This is a genomic window from Rhizobium cauense (genome assembly GCF_019511525.1).
Lineage (GTDB): Bacteria > Pseudomonadota > Alphaproteobacteria > Rhizobiales > Rhizobiaceae > Rhizobium > Rhizobium cauense.
On sequence record NZ_JAEUAT010000002.1, the window covers coordinates 49,519 to 66,242 of the forward strand.

The window sequence follows — 16,724 nt, forward strand, 5'->3', positions numbered from 1 at the left end:
TCTGGCTAGGCTATGGCGCCCGGACGACAAGCAGGGAGGCCTGTCTCTCTCGTCCCACTCTGACAAGCCATCGATAATCTGATGGGGAAAGCGGTATTGAATTTCTTCACGAATGTATGAGACGCATGCTATCTCAGCTGGGCTAGGAGCGATGCTGCATGGTGGTTGTGAGGGCTTTCGGGACATCGTCTTTGGACGCGAAAAAGCGGGAAATCGAGCGTCTTGCGGCGCTTGAGCAGCTTGACCTCCTCGATACCCCGAAGGACGAAGGCTTCGAGCGCATCGTGCGCCTGATAAAGGAGATCTACGCGGTCGACATCGGCCTGGTGTCTCTCATCGACGCGCATCGGCAATGGTACAAGGCGTGTTCCGGGCTGGCGGCGGACGAGGTTCCGCTTGAAGATACCTTCTGCCGCTACGTGGTCGACCGCGAGGAGCCGATTGTCGTGCAGGATGCAACGCGCGATCCGCGGTTCGCGCACAATCCGGCCGTGACGGGAGAAAGTCACGTGCGGTTTTACGCCGGCGTGCCTCTGAAAACCAAGGGTGGCCACGTTATCGGAACGGTATGTGCGATCGATCGACGCCCCAGATCGTTCGGGTCCAAGGATCTTTCTGTTCTCCAGGAATTGGCGGGCGTGGCGATGGACCGGATCGAGCTGCTGCAGTCGGCAGCAACCGATAGCTTGACAGGCACGCTCACCCGGCGCGCCTTCCGGCAAGAGGCCGATCAACTTCTGTCGCTTGCCCTGAGGCATCAGCATGACCTGTCCTGCATCGTTCTGGACATCGACCATTTCAAGAGCGTCAACGACACCCATGGCCACGCGGTGGGCGATGAGGTGCTCCATGCGGTCACAGAAACCTGCAAGGCGAACCTGCGTGTGGGAGACCTGTTCGGCCGCCTCGGGGGAGAGGAATTTGCCATCCTCCTTCCGCACATCAATCGCGAAGCGGCAGCCGCCGTCGCCGAAAAGGTAAGGCTTGCGATCGCGTCCCGGCCGATCCGGGGAACCTTCGGCGAATTGAACGTGACAGCAAGTTTCGGCATTTCGGCGCTTTCCATCATCACCAGGGATATTGAGACGCTGTTGGTTCAGGCCGATGCCGCGATGTACCACGCCAAGCACAACGGTCGAAACCGATGCGTGTCATGGAACTCCATCGGTGCTGATGGTCCGACCGGCTCTCGCCGTCGCGTCCTGAAAGCCGGATCCATCATGTTCAACGACCGCCGCTCGACGATCGATTGCACCATAAGGTCGCTCGGTACCGACAGCGCGGGGCTCTCCGTCTCCAGTTCCGCTGGCATACCTCCGGAATTCGTCTTGATGATCAAGGGCGAGGGTTTCGAGACCAAATGCCGGATCGTGGCGCAGGACCGGCAAACCATAGAAGTCGCCTTCAAGCCCTGATCGGGCTCCACCTGCGATTGGCTGTCATCACGCCGCAGGCTTGAGAGTCCGCCTAACTCCAGGATACCAACCATGAGATTGAGATCATTGCTGCCGTGGGGCTCCGCGGCGGGTCGCAAAGCCGTGCCCGAGAAAAAGGCCGCCGGCGGCTTCATGTCGCTCGCCGCAGAAGGGCGGGCGAGTTGGACTGGCCGCTCATACGCACGCGAGGGCTTCATGAAGAACCCAGTCGCGCACCGCAGCGTCCGGCTGGTCGCCGAAACGGCGGCCTCGGTGCCGTGGCTGCTCTACGAGGGCGATCGCGAGCGGCCGGATCATGCGGTGCTGTCACTGCTTGGGCAGCCGAACGGGCGCATGGGTGGGCCTGATTTCTTCGAGGCGCTTTACGGACATCTGCTCCTGTCAGGCAACGCCTATGTCGAGCCGCTGCTGGTCGGTGGAAACCTGCGCGAACTGCATCTGCTGCGGCCTGATCGCATCGGTATCGTCGAGGGCAAGGACGGGTGGCCCGAGGCCTATGATTATCGTGCCGGCGGTTCCGTGCGCCGCTTTCCGGCCGAGACGGAAGGGCTGGGTCTGCTGCACCTGAAGCTCTTCCATCCGCTCGACGATCATCTCGGCTTCCCGCCGCTGGCAGCAGCCCAGGTGGCGCTCGATCTCTCCAACGCGGCGGCGACCTGGAACAAGGCGCTCCTCGACAATTCCGCACGGCCTTCGGGCGCGCTGGTCTACCAGCCGAAGGAGGGCGGCAACCTCTCGCCCGACCAGTACGAGCGGCTGAAGCAGGAACTCGACGAGGGCTATTCCGGCCCGATGCGCGCCGGTCGTCCGCTGCTTCTCGAAGGCGGGCTCGACTGGAAGTCGATGGGGCTGTCGCCGAAGGACATGGATTTCGTCGAGGCGCGCAACGGTGCTGCCCGCGACATCGCGCTCGCCTTCGGCGTGCCGCCGATGCTGCTCGGCATTCCCGGCGACAACACCTATGCCAACTATCAGGAAGCGAACCGCGCCTTCTACCGGCTGACCGTGTTGCCGATGCTGACGCGCACCGCCGCCTCGCTCTCGGCTTGGCTCTCCGGACACTACGAGGACCGCCTGCGGCTGGAGCCCGATCTGGACAAGGTCGCCGGACTTGCGGCGGAGCGCGATCAGCTGTGGACGCGGGTGGGCAGTGCGGCCTTCCTTACAGACGAGGAGAAGCGGCAGGCGGTTGGCTATTGAACGCCCGCGCCGACGCGTGAATCAAACTCTGAACGCCCGGACTCGATGTTCGAGCAAATGCTCCCAAGCGATTCAAAAGATTCGCTGAAGTGCCGGGACGTCACTCTGAAATCGACAGCGTCAAGTCGCGATTGCGGCTGGGTTTTGCCCGTCTTCAACCAAGGATCCCTGCGATGACAGACCTTTCCAACGATGCCGGGCTCTGGGCGACCAGGGCGCTCGGTGCGTCGGCGGGGGCGGCGGTGTCGCTCGTCTATCTCCTGCCGAAAAGCCGGCGGGAGGCCGCAAGCCGCTTCTTCACCGGCCTTGCCTGCGGCACGATCTTCGGCGGCCCGACCGGTATGTGGATTGCCGAGAGGCTGGCGCTGGCGGATCGCCTATCGGCCTCCGAGGTCGTGCTGTCGGGATCGGCAGCGGCAAGCCTCTGTGCCTGGTGGGCTCTCGGCATCCTTTCGCGCATCGCCGGACGATACGGCGCGCGCGGGCGCTAGCCCGCAAGGCCATTCCAAAAAACGAGGAGAGCATCATGACCGCAAGCCGCGCGCTGGCGCGATCACCCATGGGCGCGGATACGCGCAAGTTCGCCAATCTGGAGCTCAGGGGGCTGAAGCGCGACGGCAGCTTTTCCGGCTATGCCAGCGTCTTCGGCGAAGTCGATCTCGGCAAGGATGCGATCGAGCGCGGCGCCTTCCGCAAGTCCTTGGCCGAGCGCGGTGCGGGCGGAGTGCGCATGCTCTTCCAGCATGATCCGGCCGAACCGATCGGCGCCTGGAAGACGATCCGCGAGGACAGCCGTGGCCTCTATGTCGAGGGCATGCTTGCCGAGGGTGTCTCCCGGGCGCGCGAGGTCCACCAGCTTCTGAAGAACGGCGCGCTCGACGGGCTTTCGATCGGCTTCCGCACCGTGCGGGCAAAGACCGATGCGAAGTCGGGCGTGCGCCGCATCCTCGAAGCCGACCTCTGGGAGATCTCTGTTGTGACTTTCCCGATGCTGCCCTCGGCTCGCGTTCAGAACATCAAGAATGCGCGGTGGTTCCGCGACAAGGAGACCGAGCTGGTCCGCGCCATGCGCCGGGCCGCCCGGATGATGCTGACAGAAACCTTCAGATAGGAAAACGGGACATGACCGACATGCATGAGACAGGTTCGAGGATCGCGCCGGAGATCAAGGCGGCGCCTGAGATGACGGCTGCCTTCGACGAGTTCATGGAGGCGTTCGAAGCCTTCAAGGACACCAACGACCGCCGCTTAGGCGAGATCGAGGAAAAGCTGACGGCCGATGTCGTGACCCGCGACAAGATGGACCGCATCACGAGGGCGATGGACGAGCAGAAGAAGGTGCTCGACCAGCTGGCGCTGAAGAAGGCGCGCCCGCCGCTCGGCCGTGGCGGCGGAAGCGGCGTCGAGGCGAACGAACACAAGGCGGCGTTCGAGCACTATATCCGCCGTGGCGACGAGGCAGGCTTGCGCGAGCTTGAGGCGAAGGCGATGTCGGCGGGCTCAGGGAGCGATGGCGGCTATCTAGTACCGCCCGAAACGGATACCGAGATCGGCCGTCGCCTCTCCGTGGTTTCGCCGATCCGCTCGCTTGCGACCGTGCGCCAGGTCTCAGGCTCGGTGCTGAAGAAGCCGTTTGCGACCTCGGGCATGGCGGCCGGCTGGGTGGCCGAGGTGGCGGCCCGCCCGCAGACGTCAAGCGCCCAATTGGCCGAACTCTCCTTCCCGACCATGGAGCTCTACGCCATGCCGGCAGCAACGCAGGCGCTGCTTGATGATGCTGCTGTCGATATCGAGGCCTGGATCTCGAGCGAGGTCGATACCGTCTTTGCCGAGCAGGAGGGCACTGCCTTCGTCAACGGCGACGGCACCAACAAGCCGAAGGGCTTCCTCGCCTATACCGCAGTCGCCGACAGCGCCTGGAGCTGGGGCAATCTCGGCTATATTGCGACGGGTGCGGCCGGCGCCTTCAAGACCACGGGTGCCTCCGATACTCTGATCGATACGATCTATTCGCTGAAGGCAGGTCACCGTCAGAACGCCAACTTCGTCATGAACCGCAAGACGCAGGCCGAAGTGCGCAAGCTCAAGGATGGCGACGGCCGCTATCTCTGGCAGCCGCCGGCAACGGCTGGCGAGGCGGCCTCGCTGGTTGGCTTCCCGGTTGTCGAGGCCGAGGACATGCCCGATATCGCGGCCAATGCGCTGTCGATCGCTTTCGGCGACTTCCGCGCCGGCTATCTCGTTGTCGACCGCACCGGCGTGCGCGTGCTGCGCGATCCCTATTCCGCCAAGCCCTACGTGCTCTTCTACACGACCAAGCGCGTCGGCGGCGGCGTGCAGAACTTCGAGGCGATCAAGCTCATCAAGTTCGCCGTGAGCTGATCCTAAGCAAGGCGGGTGCGGCTGCCCGCATCCGCCTGCCGAACATGCCTGCACCACACCAATCCAGGATCATCCATGACCTATGCACTGATTACCCCGCCCGTCGCGGAAGCGCTGACGCTTGCCGAGGTGAAGGCCCATCTGCGGCTCGACGACGGCAGCGAAGACACGCTGCTGGCCTCACTGATCCGCGTTGCCCGCGAGCATCTGGAGCGCACGACGGGCCTCTGCCTGATCACACAGGTCTGGCGGCTCCATCGTGAATCGATACCTGAAGATCGTGTGATTCAGATTGCCAAGGGTCCGGTGCAAGCCGTTGAAAGCCTGAGCATTTACGATGAGGCGGGCGAGGAAGTGGTCTTGCCTGCGACCGGCCATGTGCTTGACGGCAATGCCCGGCCGGCGCGTCTGCTGCTTGATCGAAGTCTGAACCCTGATATCGCCGTGAACGGCATCGAGATCGAGTTTTCCGCCGGTTTCGGCGAGAGCGGCGCAGAGGTGCCGGATACGCTGAAGCGGGCGATGCTGATGCATGTCGCCCAGATGTTCGCTTTCCGGGGCGCCGTGGCCGTCGAGGACCAGCCAGCCGATATCCCTGTCGGCTACGACAGGCTGGTCGCACCGTTCCTGATGCGGAGGCTCTGATGCGCTCCGTCTTCTTCGATCCCGGGCAGATGACGGCGCGGCTTGAACTGGAGGCGCCGGAAGAAGCGCTGGACGGACAGGGCGGTGCCACTGTCACCTTCACCGCTGTTGCCTCGGTGTGGGCGCGGATCGAACCGCTGGCCGAAGTACGGGAAGAGCGGGCCGGTGCAGATGTCTTCACGCTGACGCATCGTATCTGGTTGCGGTTCCGCAGCGACATCAGGGCCGGGATGCGGCTGCGCAAGGGCGACCGGCTGTTTGCCATCGGCACCTGGCGCGACCCAGACGAAACCGGCCGCTATCTCTGCTGCCTCTGCGAGGAGGAAGGACGATGAGCACCGCCTTGGCGATCACACTCGGCGATCTGGCGGACATCCTGGCGCGCCTGTCGCGAGATACCGCAAGTAAGTCACAGGCAAAGGGAGGCGGGGGCAATGAGCGCAACCAATGAACTGCTAGCGGCGATCCATGCACGGCTGACCGGAGACGCCGTGCTTCTCGGCCTGATCGGCGAGGATGGTGTCCGCGACCGCCTTGCGACGGGACGAAAGCTGCCTTCTGTCCTGATCGGCGACGTCAACAGCAATGACTATTCGACCTCGACGGAGAGAGGCGAGGAGCATCTGTTCTCGTTGGAAATCTGGATCGATGTTGGTGGGCGCAAGCAGGCGCAGCTGGTAGCCTCGCGGCTCCACGCCCTGCTGCACGACGCGGCGCTCGATCTTGGACCGTATCGCCTCGTCAGCCTGCTGCACGCCAGGACACAGAGCCGGCGGGAACCGAAGACGAAGCTCTATGTCGCCGAGTTGCGCTTCAGGGCGGTGACGGAAGGGCTTCCCGAGTGGCCACCTTGACCTGTGCAGCCAGCATCAGCACGAAGCCCAGCGAGACAACGGCGAGCGCGGCGCAGGTCGCGATTGCTGTTCCGGCCCCGGCGCGATCGAGGATCGCCGTGAAAACGACGGGTGCGATGGCATTGGCGAGGTTCTGCGGCAGCGACAGGCGGGCCGATTGCAGCCCGAATTCGCGCGGCGAGAACAGCGCAAGCGGCAGCAACGCGCGGGCGACGCTCATGACGCCGGAGCCGAAGCCGTAGAGCAGGATGAAGGCAACCAGCAACGGTGTCGAGGGCGGTATCAGCAGCATCATCAGGAAGCTTGAGACCATCAGGCTCACGCCCATTGCGGCGCTGAGGATCGGATTGCCGCGGCGGCCGAGGAGCATGTCCAGGAAGCGGGCCGAGATGCCGATCACGCCGCGCGCCGAACCGAGCTGCAGCGCCAGCGCAGGCGATGCGCCGGACTGGCGCAGTATTTCAAGCAGCGATGGCGATACGCCGAAAGTCACGAAAGTCGAGATCGTCGTCGCGGCGGCAATCAGCAGGAAAGCCTTGCGCTGTCCCGCAGGCGAGAGCGGCACCGGCGTTTCCTGCGCGGCGCTGCCGTCGGCTGCGAAGGCGATCGGCTTCGGCAGGGCGAAAACATGCAGCGGCAGGCAGACGAAGAACTGTAGCGCCGCGCAGATGAGAAACGTCATGCGCCAGCCGACGGTCGCGTTCAGCTGGCTGAGGATCGGCCAGAAGATCGCGCTCGAAAGGCCGGTGAACAGCATCAGGATGGCAATCACCCGTTTGCTGTCAGGCCCGGCGCGCTCGACGACGGCGGTGTAGGCCGGGGCGGAAAGACCGAAGGCGCCGCCGGCGCCGATGGCGATCCAGGCAAGCCCGTAGAGGACGATGCCTTGGGCGGCTGACAGCAGCACGAGGCCAATCGTGAAGATGATCGAGGAGGCGGCAAGCACGCGGGCTGCTCCATGTCGGGCGAGCAGGCGGCCGGTCGTCGGGCCGGCCAGGGCGCTGACGACCATCATGATACTCAACCCGCCGAAGACCACCTCATTCGGCAGGCCGAGATCCGGCGCAATGACGCGCCCCATGACGCCAAGCATATCGAAGGTCGTGCCCCAGCCAATCAGCTGCGTGACGGCAAGCACAGCAATCGTCTGCACCGAGCGCAAGGGGATGGATCGAGACATGGCGGGCTTTGACGCGAATGGGGTAGGGGCGGGCAAGGTCGTAGCAGCTTCGCCGACTGGTTGAAAGTGACAAGTGGATGACACCAACAGCCGCCGAATGCGCCTGTTTTCTGTAAAGCTACCGCTCAGGAAATCGCTGCTCGCAGCGTTGAGCGCAATCTGCCATTGTGGTTGCGTGGAGGTGCCATTTGTTTAAGTTGCGCGAGGTTGCGACTTAACAAAACAGGTGGACGGTGAAAATCTTCTTCGATGTCGACGGTGTCCTGATCGATGGATGGCACGCCAATCCGGAACTGCGCAAGCCTTGGGATGTGACAATCGAAGACGATCTGGGTGTGGATCGCAATGCGTTCCAACATCTCTTTTTCGGAACACCTGACGATCGCTCGCAAAGCCGAATGTTTACATGCGTGAGTGGACAAACCGATTTGACGGTGGCGCTCGCCGAAGTGCTTCCGCAGGTCGGCTATGCCGGTAGCGTGAGCTCCTTCATGCAGTACTGGTTTGAAAAAGATTCAAATCTCAATGTACCTGTTATCGAGCTGGTGTCCGAGCTGCGCCGGGCGGCTGATGTGACGCTGTATCTGGCAACCGGCCAGGAACATCACCGGGCACGATATCTCTGGAACGACCTTGGCCTTTCCCGGCTCTTCGACGGTATTTTCTATAGCGCCGAGATCGGGCATCCCAAAAAAGATATCCGCTTCTTCGAGGCTATCAACGCTGCACTGGGGATTTCCGGCGAGGAGCGGCCGCTGTTCTTCGACGATCAGCCCGAGATTGTGGCGCTGGCGGCGCAGGCGGGATGGGATGGCACGGCCTATTCCCGTGAGCAGGATATCCGCCGCCATCCGCGCCTGCGCGAATGGTTGCCGTAAGTGACAACGCACAGGAGCGAGGCTCCCATTGGAACTGCAGGACGGCGCCTTCGGGCGCCTTTTTCATGTCGAAAGGATCGGACGATGGTGGCGCAGAAGGGCAAGGACCTGCTCCTGAAGATATTCAACGGCACGGCTTACGAAACGGTTGCGGGGCTACGGTCGAAACGGCTGGCCTTCAATGCCGAAACGGTGGACGTCACCGACGCCGAGAGCGCCGGGCGCTGGCGGGAGCTGCTGGGTGGCGCGGGCGTGCAGCGGGCATCGGTCTCGGGCGCAGGCATCTTCAAGGATGCCGCCTCCGATGGCCTGGTGCGGAACGCCTTCTTCAATGCGTCGATCCTCAGCTGGCAGATCATCGTCCCCGGTTTCGGCATGGTGGCGGGCCGTTCCAGGCGAGCGCGCTTGAATACTCAGGCCAGTATAACGGCGAGGTGATGTTCGAGCTGGCGCTGGAATCGGCCGGCGCCATCAGCTTCGAGGCGCTCTGATGCGGACGGCGGGAGCAAGGGCGAACCGACGCCGCGGCGAGATCGAGGCCGTCATCGACGGCGAACAGCGCATCCTCTGCCTGACGCTCGGTGCGTTGGCTGAACTGGAAACGGCGTTTTCCGCGGACAACCTCGTCGGCCTGGCGGAGCGCTTCTCGCGGGGACAACTGAAGGCCGCCGACATGATCCGTATCATCGGTGCCGGCCTTCGTGGCGGCGGCAATCTCTATTCGGATCAGGAAGTGGCGGAGGCCAGCATTGATGGCGGCATCGCCGGTTGCGCTGTTGTCGTCGGCAATCTGCTTGCCGCGACATTCATAGGGGAGAACGCGGAAATTGCCGCGCGCCCCCTTTAGCCGCAGCAGATATCGAGACCGGTCGCGCGACGCCTTTCCCCTGGGCGCGCGTCCTCCACGTCGGTCTCTGTCTGCTGCGGCTGCCTCCAGCAATATTCTGGGCGATGACACCCGTTGAATTTCATGCCGTTGCCGGCGGATTGGCGCCGCGCAGCACCGTGGCCCGCGCCGACCTCGGCGCGCTGATGGCGCAATTTCCGGATGGCGCAACACCCTCAAAACGAAGGAGCGATCATGGAGAATGAGGATGTCGACCTCTCCGCCATAACGGGGCAGGCCGAGACACTGCAGCGTACGCTCGATGGCCTCGAAAGCCGCTCGCGCTCGTTCGGCTCGGCCCTATCAAGCGCGCTGCGCAGCGCGGTCGACGGCGGCAAGGGTCTCGACGAGGTGCTGCGCAGTCTCGGCAGCCGCCTGACGGATATCGCACTGTCGGCCGGATTGAAGCCGCTGGAGACGATGATCTCGGGCGCCGCATCGAACCTTCTTGGCGGCTTCGGCAAACTCTTGCCTTTCGCCGATGGCGGTGTGGTTTCGCAGCCGACCTACTTCCCGATGGGCGGCAACATGGGGCTGATGGGCGAGGCCGGCAGCGAGGCGATCCTACCGCTGAAGCGCGGTGCCGACGGGGCGTTGGGTGTGGCCGCGTCAGGCGGGTCGTCCGGCCCGCAGATCGTCTTCAATGTCACTGCAACCGATGCGCAGAGCTTCCAGAAAAGCGAGGCGCAGATTTCCGCCATGCTGGCGCGCACGGCGATGCGCGGCCAGCGCAACCTCTGAGGCAGACATGACAAACGGCTTCCACGAGGTCCGCTTTCCGCTCCGCTTGTCGCTGTCGACGAGCGGCGGCCCTGTCAGGCGCACCGACATTGTCAACCTTTCGAATGGACGCGAGAGCCGCAACAGCCGATGGCGTGATGCGCGGCGCAGCTACGATGCGGGCTCGGGGCTGCGCTCTGTCACCGATCTCTATGAGGTCCTGGAGTTTTTCGAGGCGCGCAGCGGTGAACTCTATGGGTTTCGCTTTCGCGATCCGGTCGATTGGACGTCCGGGCGGCCGGATATGCCGGTGACGGCATTCGATCAGGTCATAGGCACCGGAGACGGCACGACGGCGAGCTTTCAGCTTGCAAAGACCTACGGAGATGCGGCCGCGAGCAGCGTTCGAACCATCCGCAAGCCGGTGGTGGGCTCCGTGGTAATTGCCGTGGATGGTGTTGAGCAAGGTCCTTCCGCCTTTGCGTGCGATGCCGCGACTGGCCTCGTCAGCTTTGCTGCCGGTCATATTCCTGCTGCGGGTGCTGCTATTACCGCGGGCTTCGAATTCGATGTACCGGTTCGCTTCGCGACGGGTCGGATCGACGTCAATCTGTCGGCTTTCAACGCCGGACGGATCCCAACAATTCCGCTAACGGAGATTGTACCGTGAGAACCATCGATCCATCTCTGGCGATGCATCTCGGCTGCGACGCGACGACACTTTGCCATGCCTGGCGGGTGGCGAGGCGGGACGGCGTCGTCCTCGGTTTTACCGAGCATGACCACGATCTCACTTTCGCCTATACCACCTTCACGGCCGCGAGTGGCTTTTCGGCAAGCGCCACCGAGGAGGAGGCGGGTCTTCCTGCGGCAACGAGCGACGTTGCGGGTGGCTTCTCCAGCGAGGCGATTACCGAGGAGGATCTTCAACGCGGCGCCTATGACGGCGCCCGTGTGGAGGTATTCCTTGTCAATTGGTCGGCGCCGGAGCAGCACTTGTTGGTCAAGGTGCAGGAAATCGGCGAGGTCGTGCGCGATGCCGGTCAGTTTCGTGCCGAGCTTCGCAGCTTTGCCCACCGCCTCAACCAGCCGCAGGGGCGCGTCTACGGCAGGCGTTGTGATGCGGCACTTGGGGACAGCAGATGCGGTGTGGATCTGGCACAGCCGCAATTTCACGTCGAATGTGCCGTGGCGCTGGTGCGCAATGAAAGCCAGATCCAGGTTTCCGGGATCGGCCGCGTGGGCGACGACTTCTTCCGTTTCGGCGAATTGGCGTTTCTCGATGGCGCCGCCGAGGGGCAGGGCGTGATCATCCAGTCCTACTCTGGTGCTGATGGCGTGCTGACGCTGTGGCTTCCGTTGGTCGTGCTGCCCGAGGTCGGCGATCGGGTGCGGCTGACGGCTGGATGTGACAAGGCTTTTTCCACCTGCCGAACAAAATTCTCCAACCATCTGAATTTCCAAGGGTTTCCGCATATACCGGGTGCCGACTTCGCCTATACCTACGCCGATGGCGAGACCGTTCATGACGGAAGCGCGCTGTTCAAATGAGACCCATTGCAGAGAAGGTGTTGAACGCCGCCGCGAGCTGGATCGGAACGCCGTATCGCCACCAGGCCTCGACCAAGGGCGTCGGGTGCGATTGCCTCGGTCTGATCCGCGGCGTGTGGCGGGAGGTCTATGGCGAGGAACCGGAACCGCCGCCGCCCTATGCGCCCGACTGGGCCGAGCGAAGCGGCACGGACCGCCTGATGGCTGCGGCGCTGAAGCACTTCGGAACGCCGCTGCTGCTGATGAAAGCGCAGCCGGGCGATGTGCTGTTGTTCCGCTGGCGGCCGGATGTGGCGGCAAAGCATGCCGGCATTCTTGCCGGCGAACGGCAGTTCATCCACGCCTATGAACAGGCTTCGGTCGTCTGTTCGCTGCTGGTGCCTAGTTGGCGCAGGCGGGTCGCGGCCGTGTTTCGCTTTCCCGAATCCGGCTCTGTTTCCGGCTGAAGCCTGTAACTCCTCTCGATCCTCCGGTGGTTCATGGCAACACTTCTCTTTCAAGCGGCCGGCGCAGCCCTCGGCAGTGTCTTCGGCCCGGTTGGCGCCATCATCGGCCGCGCAGCCGGTGCGCTCGCCGGAAGCGTCGTCGATCATGCCTTGCTTTCGCGCGGCTCGACCGTTCGCGGTGCGCACCTCTCCACGGCGCGGATTCCGGGTGCGGACGAAGGGGCGGCGATCAACAGGGTTTACGGAACGGCCCGGGTGGGCGGGACGCTGATCTGGGCGACACGCTTCGAGGAGCAGGTGACGAGCGAGCGCACCGGCGGAAAGTCCTCAAGCGGACAGCGGGTCGAGACCTTCCGCTATTTTGCCAATCTGGCGATTGGGCTTTGCGAGGGACCTGTTGCCCGCGTCCGTCGCGTCTGGGCTGATGGCAAGGAACTCGACCTGACGCGCGTCGAGATGCGGTTCTATCCCGGCGATCGCAACCAGCAACCCGATCCGTTGATCGAGGCCAAGCAGGGAGCTGGCATGGCACCGGCCTATCGCGGGCTTGCCTATGTGGTCTTCGAGCGATTGCCATTGGATGCTTACGGCAATCGCATTCCGCTGCTGCAGTTCGAGGTGGTTCGCCCGATCGGCGCGCTCGCGAGTGAGATCAGGGCTGTCTGCATCATTCCGGGCTCGACCGAGCACGGCTATCGCGCGGTCGCGGTCTCCGAAAGCACCGGCGCTGGGAGCGCGCGGCTTCTGAACCGCAACAGCCTGCAAGGGCTGACCGACTGGGACGTTTCGATCGACGAGTTGACGGCGCTCTGCCCAAACCTGGAGCGCGTCGCGCTGGTCGTCTCTTGGTTCGGGACCGATCTGCGCGCGGGCGAATGCCGGATCGTGCCGGGGGTGGAAATATTGGCGCGCGACGAAAGCAGCCCGTGGTCGGTTTCCGGCTATTCGCGCGACACGGCCCATCTGGTCAGCCGGAGCGGTGGTGGTCCCGCCTATGGCGGCACGCCTGATGATGCGAGTGTTGTCTCGGCGATTGCCGATCTCAAGGCTCGCGGGCTTGCCGTCTACCTCTACCCCTTCGTGATGATGGATATTCCGGCCGGCAATGGCCTGCCGGATCCTTATGGGGCATCAAGTCAGTCTGCCTATCCCTGGCGCGGGCGGATCACCTGCCACCCAGCGATAGGGCAGCCTGGAACCGTGGATAGGGCCGGGGAGGCAACAAGCCAACTGTCCGCGTTCACAGGGGCGGCGCAGGCAACCGACTTTTCCATCCACGGGCAGCGTGTCACCTATGCCGGCGGCGAGAACAGCTATCGCCGTTTCATCCTGCACTACGCGCAACTGGCAAAAGCGGCGGGTGGTGTGGACGGGTTCATTGTCGGATCGGAGTTGCGCGGGCTGACCCAGGTGCGCGATGCCGCCAATGGGTTTCCATTCGTCGCGGCGCTGGCGGCTCTCGCTTCGGATGTGAAGGCGCTCCTGCCGGGGACGAGACTGACCTATGGAGCCGATTGGAGCGAATACTTCGGCTACCATCCGCAGGATGGCAGCGGCGATGTCTATTTCAACCTTGATCCGCTCTGGTCGTCGCCGGCGATCGATGCTGTCGGCATCGATAACTACATGCCGCTGGCGGACTGGCGGGATGACGATCTCGCGAACGCCAGCCCTGATGGTTTCCGGACTGCCGACGACCTCCAAGCGATGACCGCTGCGATCACGGCGGGCGAGGGTTTCGATTGGTATTATGAGAGCGATGCGGCTCGCCGGACGAGGCAGCGTAGCCCGATTTCGGGTGGGCTTGCCGGAAAGCCCTGGGTCTTCCGCTACAAGGATATCGCGGGCTGGTGGACCAATTCCCATCACGAGCGTATCGGCGGCGTGGAAAACCCGACGCCGACATCGTGGCTTCCGTACAGCAAGCCTGTGTGGTTCACCGAACTCGGCTGCGGCGCCATCGACAAGGGCGCCAACCAGCCGAATGTCTTTGCCGATCCGAAGTCGGCGGAAACTGCCGCTCCTTATTTTTCCAACCGAACCCGCGCCGACACTATGCAGCGGCGCTTCCTCGAGGCCCATCTTGCATGGTGGGGCAGCGGTGGTCCTCCAGCCGGAATGGTCGACCCGGCGCACCTTTTTGTCTGGTCGTGGGACGCGCGGCCATTTCCGGCCTTTCCGCAGAATACCTCGACATGGAGCGATGGCACCAACTGGCGCGTCGGACATTGGCTCAACGGCAGGCTCGGCAGTGGCACACTGGCTGAGGTGGTGGCTGCTCTGCTGCGGGATCACGGCTTTAGCGATTTCGACGTGTCGGAGGTCAGTGGCGATCTGTTGGGATATGTGCAGGGGGACATTGCATCCGCGCGCAGCCTGATCGAGCCGCTCCTGGAAGCGTTTCAGATCGATGTGCTCGAGGATGCGGGGCGGCTGCGCTTCCGGTCCCGCATGCGTGCAAGCCTGCTGGCGCTGCCGGTTGACATTCTTGTCGATCGCGAAGAAGAGCCGCTGTGGCAGGAGACGCGTGGTCATGACAGCGATTTTGCTGCCGAAGCCTTGCTGAGCTTCTACAACCCCGACCTCGACTATGAGCAGGCGAGTGCCCGTTCCCATCGTGTGGCCCAATCGACGAGCCGGGTCATCCGGCAGGATCTCACAGCCGTCCTGCCGGAGGAGACGGCGCTTGCCGCCGCCGAGGCACTGCTGCGCGACAATCGCATTGCGCGGCGGTCCATCCGCTTCTCGCTGCCACCCAATAAGATGCGTATCCAGACTGGCGATGTCGTTACGCTGCCCGGAGGACCACCGGGGCGGTTCCTGATCACCCGTGTCGAAGATGGGGACGCTCGCCGGGTGGATGCGCGCGAGTTCGCCTCGTCTGGCGGAGCTATTGCAGGGACGGTCGGTGGTGAAAAGCCGAGCAGCGACGGCGGTTCGAACCTGTTTGCACCCGTCGTTCACCTGATGGATCTGCCAAGATTCGATGGCAGCGATCCCTCGAGCTTCGCCCGTGGCGCTGCCTTTGCAAGACCGTGGACAAGGATTGGATTGTCGTCGTCTGCCACGACGGAGGGGTACAAGGGCAGGGTGCTCCTCGATCGCCCCGCTCGGATCGGTACATTGACGAGTGGGCTGGCTGCCGGGGTCATTGGCCGTTTCGATTGGTCGCAGCCACTCGAACTGGCTCTTCCGTTCGGCGGTCTCGCTTCGGCACCGGCCACATCCGTTATGAATGGTGCCAATCTGTTGGCGGTCTTGTCGGTCAACGGTGCCTGGGAAGTCGTGGCGTTTCGCGAGGCGGAGGAGATAGCGAGCGGGCGCTGGAGGCTGCAGGGTCTGCTGCGGGCGCTCGCGGGTACCGAGGATGCGATGCTTTCGGGAGCGGCGGTTGGTTCGGCCGTCGTGCTGCTCGACGAAGCAGTCAAGCCGCTCGGCCTCGGGCGCGACGAAATGGGACTACGGCTCAACTGGATTGCCGAAACAGCCGCATCGCTAAGCAAGGTGGGTCCTTTGACCTTCGAAGGCGGACTGCGGGCGGAGACCCCGCTCGCACCCGTCCACATCAGGTGCAAGCGTACTGGCGACGATGTGAAAGTCACGTGGATCAGGCGCGGGCGAGACGATGCCGACAGTTGGCTCTCTGCCGACATTCCCCTGGATGAGCCGTTCGAGCGCTATCGTGTCGAAATTCTGGACGGCGATGCGGTATTCAGGACAAGCGAGGTCGAAGGGGCGGAATGGATCTATGCGTCGGCCGACGAACTCGCCGACTTCGGGCAACGGCAGGAGAGCCTGAGCGTACGAATCCGGCAACTGGGCGAACGCGTCCCGCTCGGGATTCCGGCCCATGCGATTTGTTTGTTGTAGGTTAGGTTTCCCTTGGAAGGAGAGAAAATGCTCGATCTCAAGAATTGGTACAGTTCGAAAACCATTTGGGGCGCGGTTATATCGGTCGTCGCGTCAGTGTTGCATTTTACCGGTATTGATCTTGGCGCGGCCGACAAGAGCCAGTTGGTGGATTCGATCGTGAACATATCAGGCGCGCTTGGCGGTCTTTTGGCTGTCTATGGGCGGGTAACCGCGAGGGCGGCCATCAAGTCCGCCAGCTGAGGCCGGTGCGGCGAGCGAACCAGTTCGCCGTCCATTTTTGAACACGCCTGGCGCGAATTCGAATTGTTCCAAACATCAGGGATTACAAGGCATTCATTTGCCATTCAGGTCGCTTGAGTACATAGTCTGGGCCAAGTTGGTATCCATTGAAAGCATTGCACATGGCCTCTCCCTTGAGCGTCGCAGCGCTAGCCGCAGGGCTTGCGATAACGTCGCCCTCACCGGATAATTCGCGTACCCTGACAGTGCGCGTTGCAGGCGATTGCAGCGAGGCAGCGCGGGAGGTTGTGGAAAAGACGGGAGGTCAGCTCCTGTCCGTGCAGCCTTTGGGCGATAGCTGCATCATCACCGTCCTCGTCCAGGGGAACGGCCAGCGCCCCCGCAAGGTAACCGTCAAGGTTCCGATGTAGGCAGAATCGGCCTATCTAGACGC

The 16,724-nt window shown here is 63.3% G+C and carries 20 protein-coding genes and 1 pseudogene; 19 read left to right on the forward strand and 2 right to left on the reverse strand.

Annotated elements, in window-relative coordinates:
• The first annotated feature begins 158 nt into the window (after positions 1 to 158).
• The 8 genes from JNB88_RS03375 to JNB88_RS03410 all read left to right on the forward strand — a co-directional run bounded on the left by JNB88_RS03375 (position 159) and on the right by JNB88_RS03410 (position 6,517).
• The gene (locus JNB88_RS03375) at positions 159 to 1,415 is read left to right on the forward strand and encodes a sensor domain-containing diguanylate cyclase (protein WP_220354303.1); all 1,257 of its coding nucleotides are present in this window, start codon (positions 159 to 161) and stop codon (positions 1,413 to 1,415) included.
• Positions 1,416 to 1,487: 72 nt separating this feature from the next.
• Positions 1,488 to 2,636 carry a phage portal protein gene (locus JNB88_RS03380; protein ID WP_220354304.1) on the forward strand — a complete coding sequence of 383 codons (1,149 nt, stop codon included), beginning with the start codon at positions 1,488 to 1,490 and terminating at the stop codon, positions 2,634 to 2,636.
• A 173-nt stretch (positions 2,637 to 2,809) separates the two neighbouring features.
• Entirely contained in the window at positions 2,810 to 3,127 is a 318-nt protein-coding gene (locus JNB88_RS03385; RefSeq protein WP_220354305.1) for a DUF6107 family protein, read from the forward strand.
• 35 nt (positions 3,128 to 3,162) lie between these two features.
• Entirely contained in the window at positions 3,163 to 3,747 is a 585-nt protein-coding gene (locus JNB88_RS03390; RefSeq protein WP_183859592.1) for an HK97 family phage prohead protease, read from the forward strand.
• 11 nt (positions 3,748 to 3,758) lie between these two features.
• Positions 3,759 to 5,018: a phage major capsid protein gene (locus JNB88_RS03395; protein ID WP_220354306.1), complete on the forward strand. Its 1,260-nt coding sequence runs from the start codon at positions 3,759 to 3,761 to the stop codon at positions 5,016 to 5,018.
• Positions 5,019 to 5,093: 75 nt separating this feature from the next.
• Positions 5,094 to 5,663: a head-tail connector protein gene (locus tag JNB88_RS03400; RefSeq protein WP_220354307.1), complete on the forward strand. Its 570-nt coding sequence runs from the start codon at positions 5,094 to 5,096 to the stop codon at positions 5,661 to 5,663.
• Positions 5,663 to 5,998, forward strand: coding sequence for a phage head closure protein (locus JNB88_RS03405; RefSeq protein WP_220354308.1), 336 nt, complete (start codon positions 5,663 to 5,665; stop codon positions 5,996 to 5,998). The genes JNB88_RS03400 and JNB88_RS03405 overlap by 1 nt, the downstream gene beginning before the upstream one ends.
• A gap of 99 nt (positions 5,999 to 6,097) precedes the next feature.
• Positions 6,098 to 6,517 (forward strand): DUF3168 domain-containing protein, encoded by a 420-nt coding sequence (locus JNB88_RS03410; protein WP_220354309.1) that lies wholly within the window; start codon positions 6,098 to 6,100, stop codon positions 6,515 to 6,517.
• Here the strand turns inward: JNB88_RS03410 and JNB88_RS03415 are convergent.
• A complete protein-coding gene (locus JNB88_RS03415) occupies positions 6,477 to 7,697 on the reverse strand; it encodes an MFS transporter (RefSeq protein ID WP_220354310.1) in 1,221 nt (406 codons plus the stop codon). The genes JNB88_RS03410 and JNB88_RS03415 overlap by 41 nt on opposite strands.
• Before the next feature lie 125 nt (positions 7,698 to 7,822).
• Positions 7,823 to 8,056 (reverse strand): hypothetical protein, encoded by a 234-nt coding sequence (locus JNB88_RS33385; RefSeq protein WP_222857953.1) that lies wholly within the window; start codon positions 8,054 to 8,056, stop codon positions 7,823 to 7,825.
• On the opposite strand from JNB88_RS33385, the gene JNB88_RS03420 reads away from it, so the two are divergent.
• The 11 genes and pseudogenes from JNB88_RS03420 (at position 7,991) to JNB88_RS03470 (ending at position 16,701) form a co-directional block, all read left to right on the forward strand.
• A complete protein-coding gene (locus JNB88_RS03420) occupies positions 7,991 to 8,575 on the forward strand; it encodes an HAD family hydrolase (protein ID WP_338110960.1) in 585 nt (194 codons plus the stop codon). The genes JNB88_RS33385 and JNB88_RS03420 overlap by 66 nt on opposite strands.
• 84 nt (positions 8,576 to 8,659) lie before the next feature.
• Positions 8,660 to 8,994: pseudogene (locus JNB88_RS03425) on the forward strand (phage major tail protein, TP901-1 family); the annotation flags it as partial.
• A 71-nt stretch (positions 8,995 to 9,065) separates the two neighbouring features.
• Positions 9,066 to 9,422 carry a gene transfer agent family protein gene (locus JNB88_RS03430; RefSeq protein WP_220354312.1) on the forward strand — a complete coding sequence of 119 codons (357 nt, stop codon included), beginning with the start codon at positions 9,066 to 9,068 and terminating at the stop codon, positions 9,420 to 9,422.
• A complete protein-coding gene (locus tag JNB88_RS03435; RefSeq protein ID WP_222857918.1) occupies positions 9,344 to 9,667 on the forward strand; it encodes a rcc01693 family protein in 324 nt (107 codons plus the stop codon). The genes JNB88_RS03430 and JNB88_RS03435 overlap by 79 nt, the downstream gene beginning before the upstream one ends.
• Positions 9,657 to 10,202, forward strand: a complete 546-nt coding sequence (locus tag JNB88_RS03440; protein WP_220354313.1) for a phage tail tape measure protein — start codon at positions 9,657 to 9,659, stop codon at positions 10,200 to 10,202. The genes JNB88_RS03435 and JNB88_RS03440 overlap by 11 nt, the downstream gene beginning before the upstream one ends.
• A 7-nt stretch (positions 10,203 to 10,209) precedes the next feature.
• A complete protein-coding gene (locus JNB88_RS03445; protein ID WP_220354314.1) occupies positions 10,210 to 10,851 on the forward strand; it encodes a DUF2460 domain-containing protein in 642 nt (213 codons plus the stop codon).
• Positions 10,848 to 11,732 carry a DUF2163 domain-containing protein gene (locus tag JNB88_RS03450; protein ID WP_220354315.1) on the forward strand — a complete coding sequence of 295 codons (885 nt, stop codon included), beginning with the start codon at positions 10,848 to 10,850 and terminating at the stop codon, positions 11,730 to 11,732. The genes JNB88_RS03445 and JNB88_RS03450 overlap by 4 nt, the downstream gene beginning before the upstream one ends.
• Positions 11,729 to 12,178, forward strand: coding sequence for an NlpC/P60 family protein (locus JNB88_RS03455; protein ID WP_220354316.1), 450 nt, complete (start codon positions 11,729 to 11,731; stop codon positions 12,176 to 12,178). Before JNB88_RS03450 ends, JNB88_RS03455 begins: the two co-directional genes overlap by 4 nt.
• 33 nt (positions 12,179 to 12,211) lie before the next feature.
• Positions 12,212 to 16,048 (forward strand): baseplate multidomain protein megatron, encoded by a 3,837-nt coding sequence (locus tag JNB88_RS03460; RefSeq protein WP_220354317.1) that lies wholly within the window; start codon positions 12,212 to 12,214, stop codon positions 16,046 to 16,048.
• A gap of 27 nt (positions 16,049 to 16,075) precedes the next feature.
• On the forward strand, positions 16,076 to 16,291 hold the full coding sequence (locus JNB88_RS03465; protein ID WP_220354318.1) for a hypothetical protein: 216 nt from the start codon (positions 16,076 to 16,078) through the stop codon (positions 16,289 to 16,291).
• Between the two features lie 161 nt (positions 16,292 to 16,452).
• On the forward strand, positions 16,453 to 16,701 hold the full coding sequence (locus JNB88_RS03470) for a hypothetical protein (RefSeq protein ID WP_037134467.1): 249 nt from the start codon (positions 16,453 to 16,455) through the stop codon (positions 16,699 to 16,701).
• Positions 16,702 to 16,724: the final 23 nt, after the last annotated feature.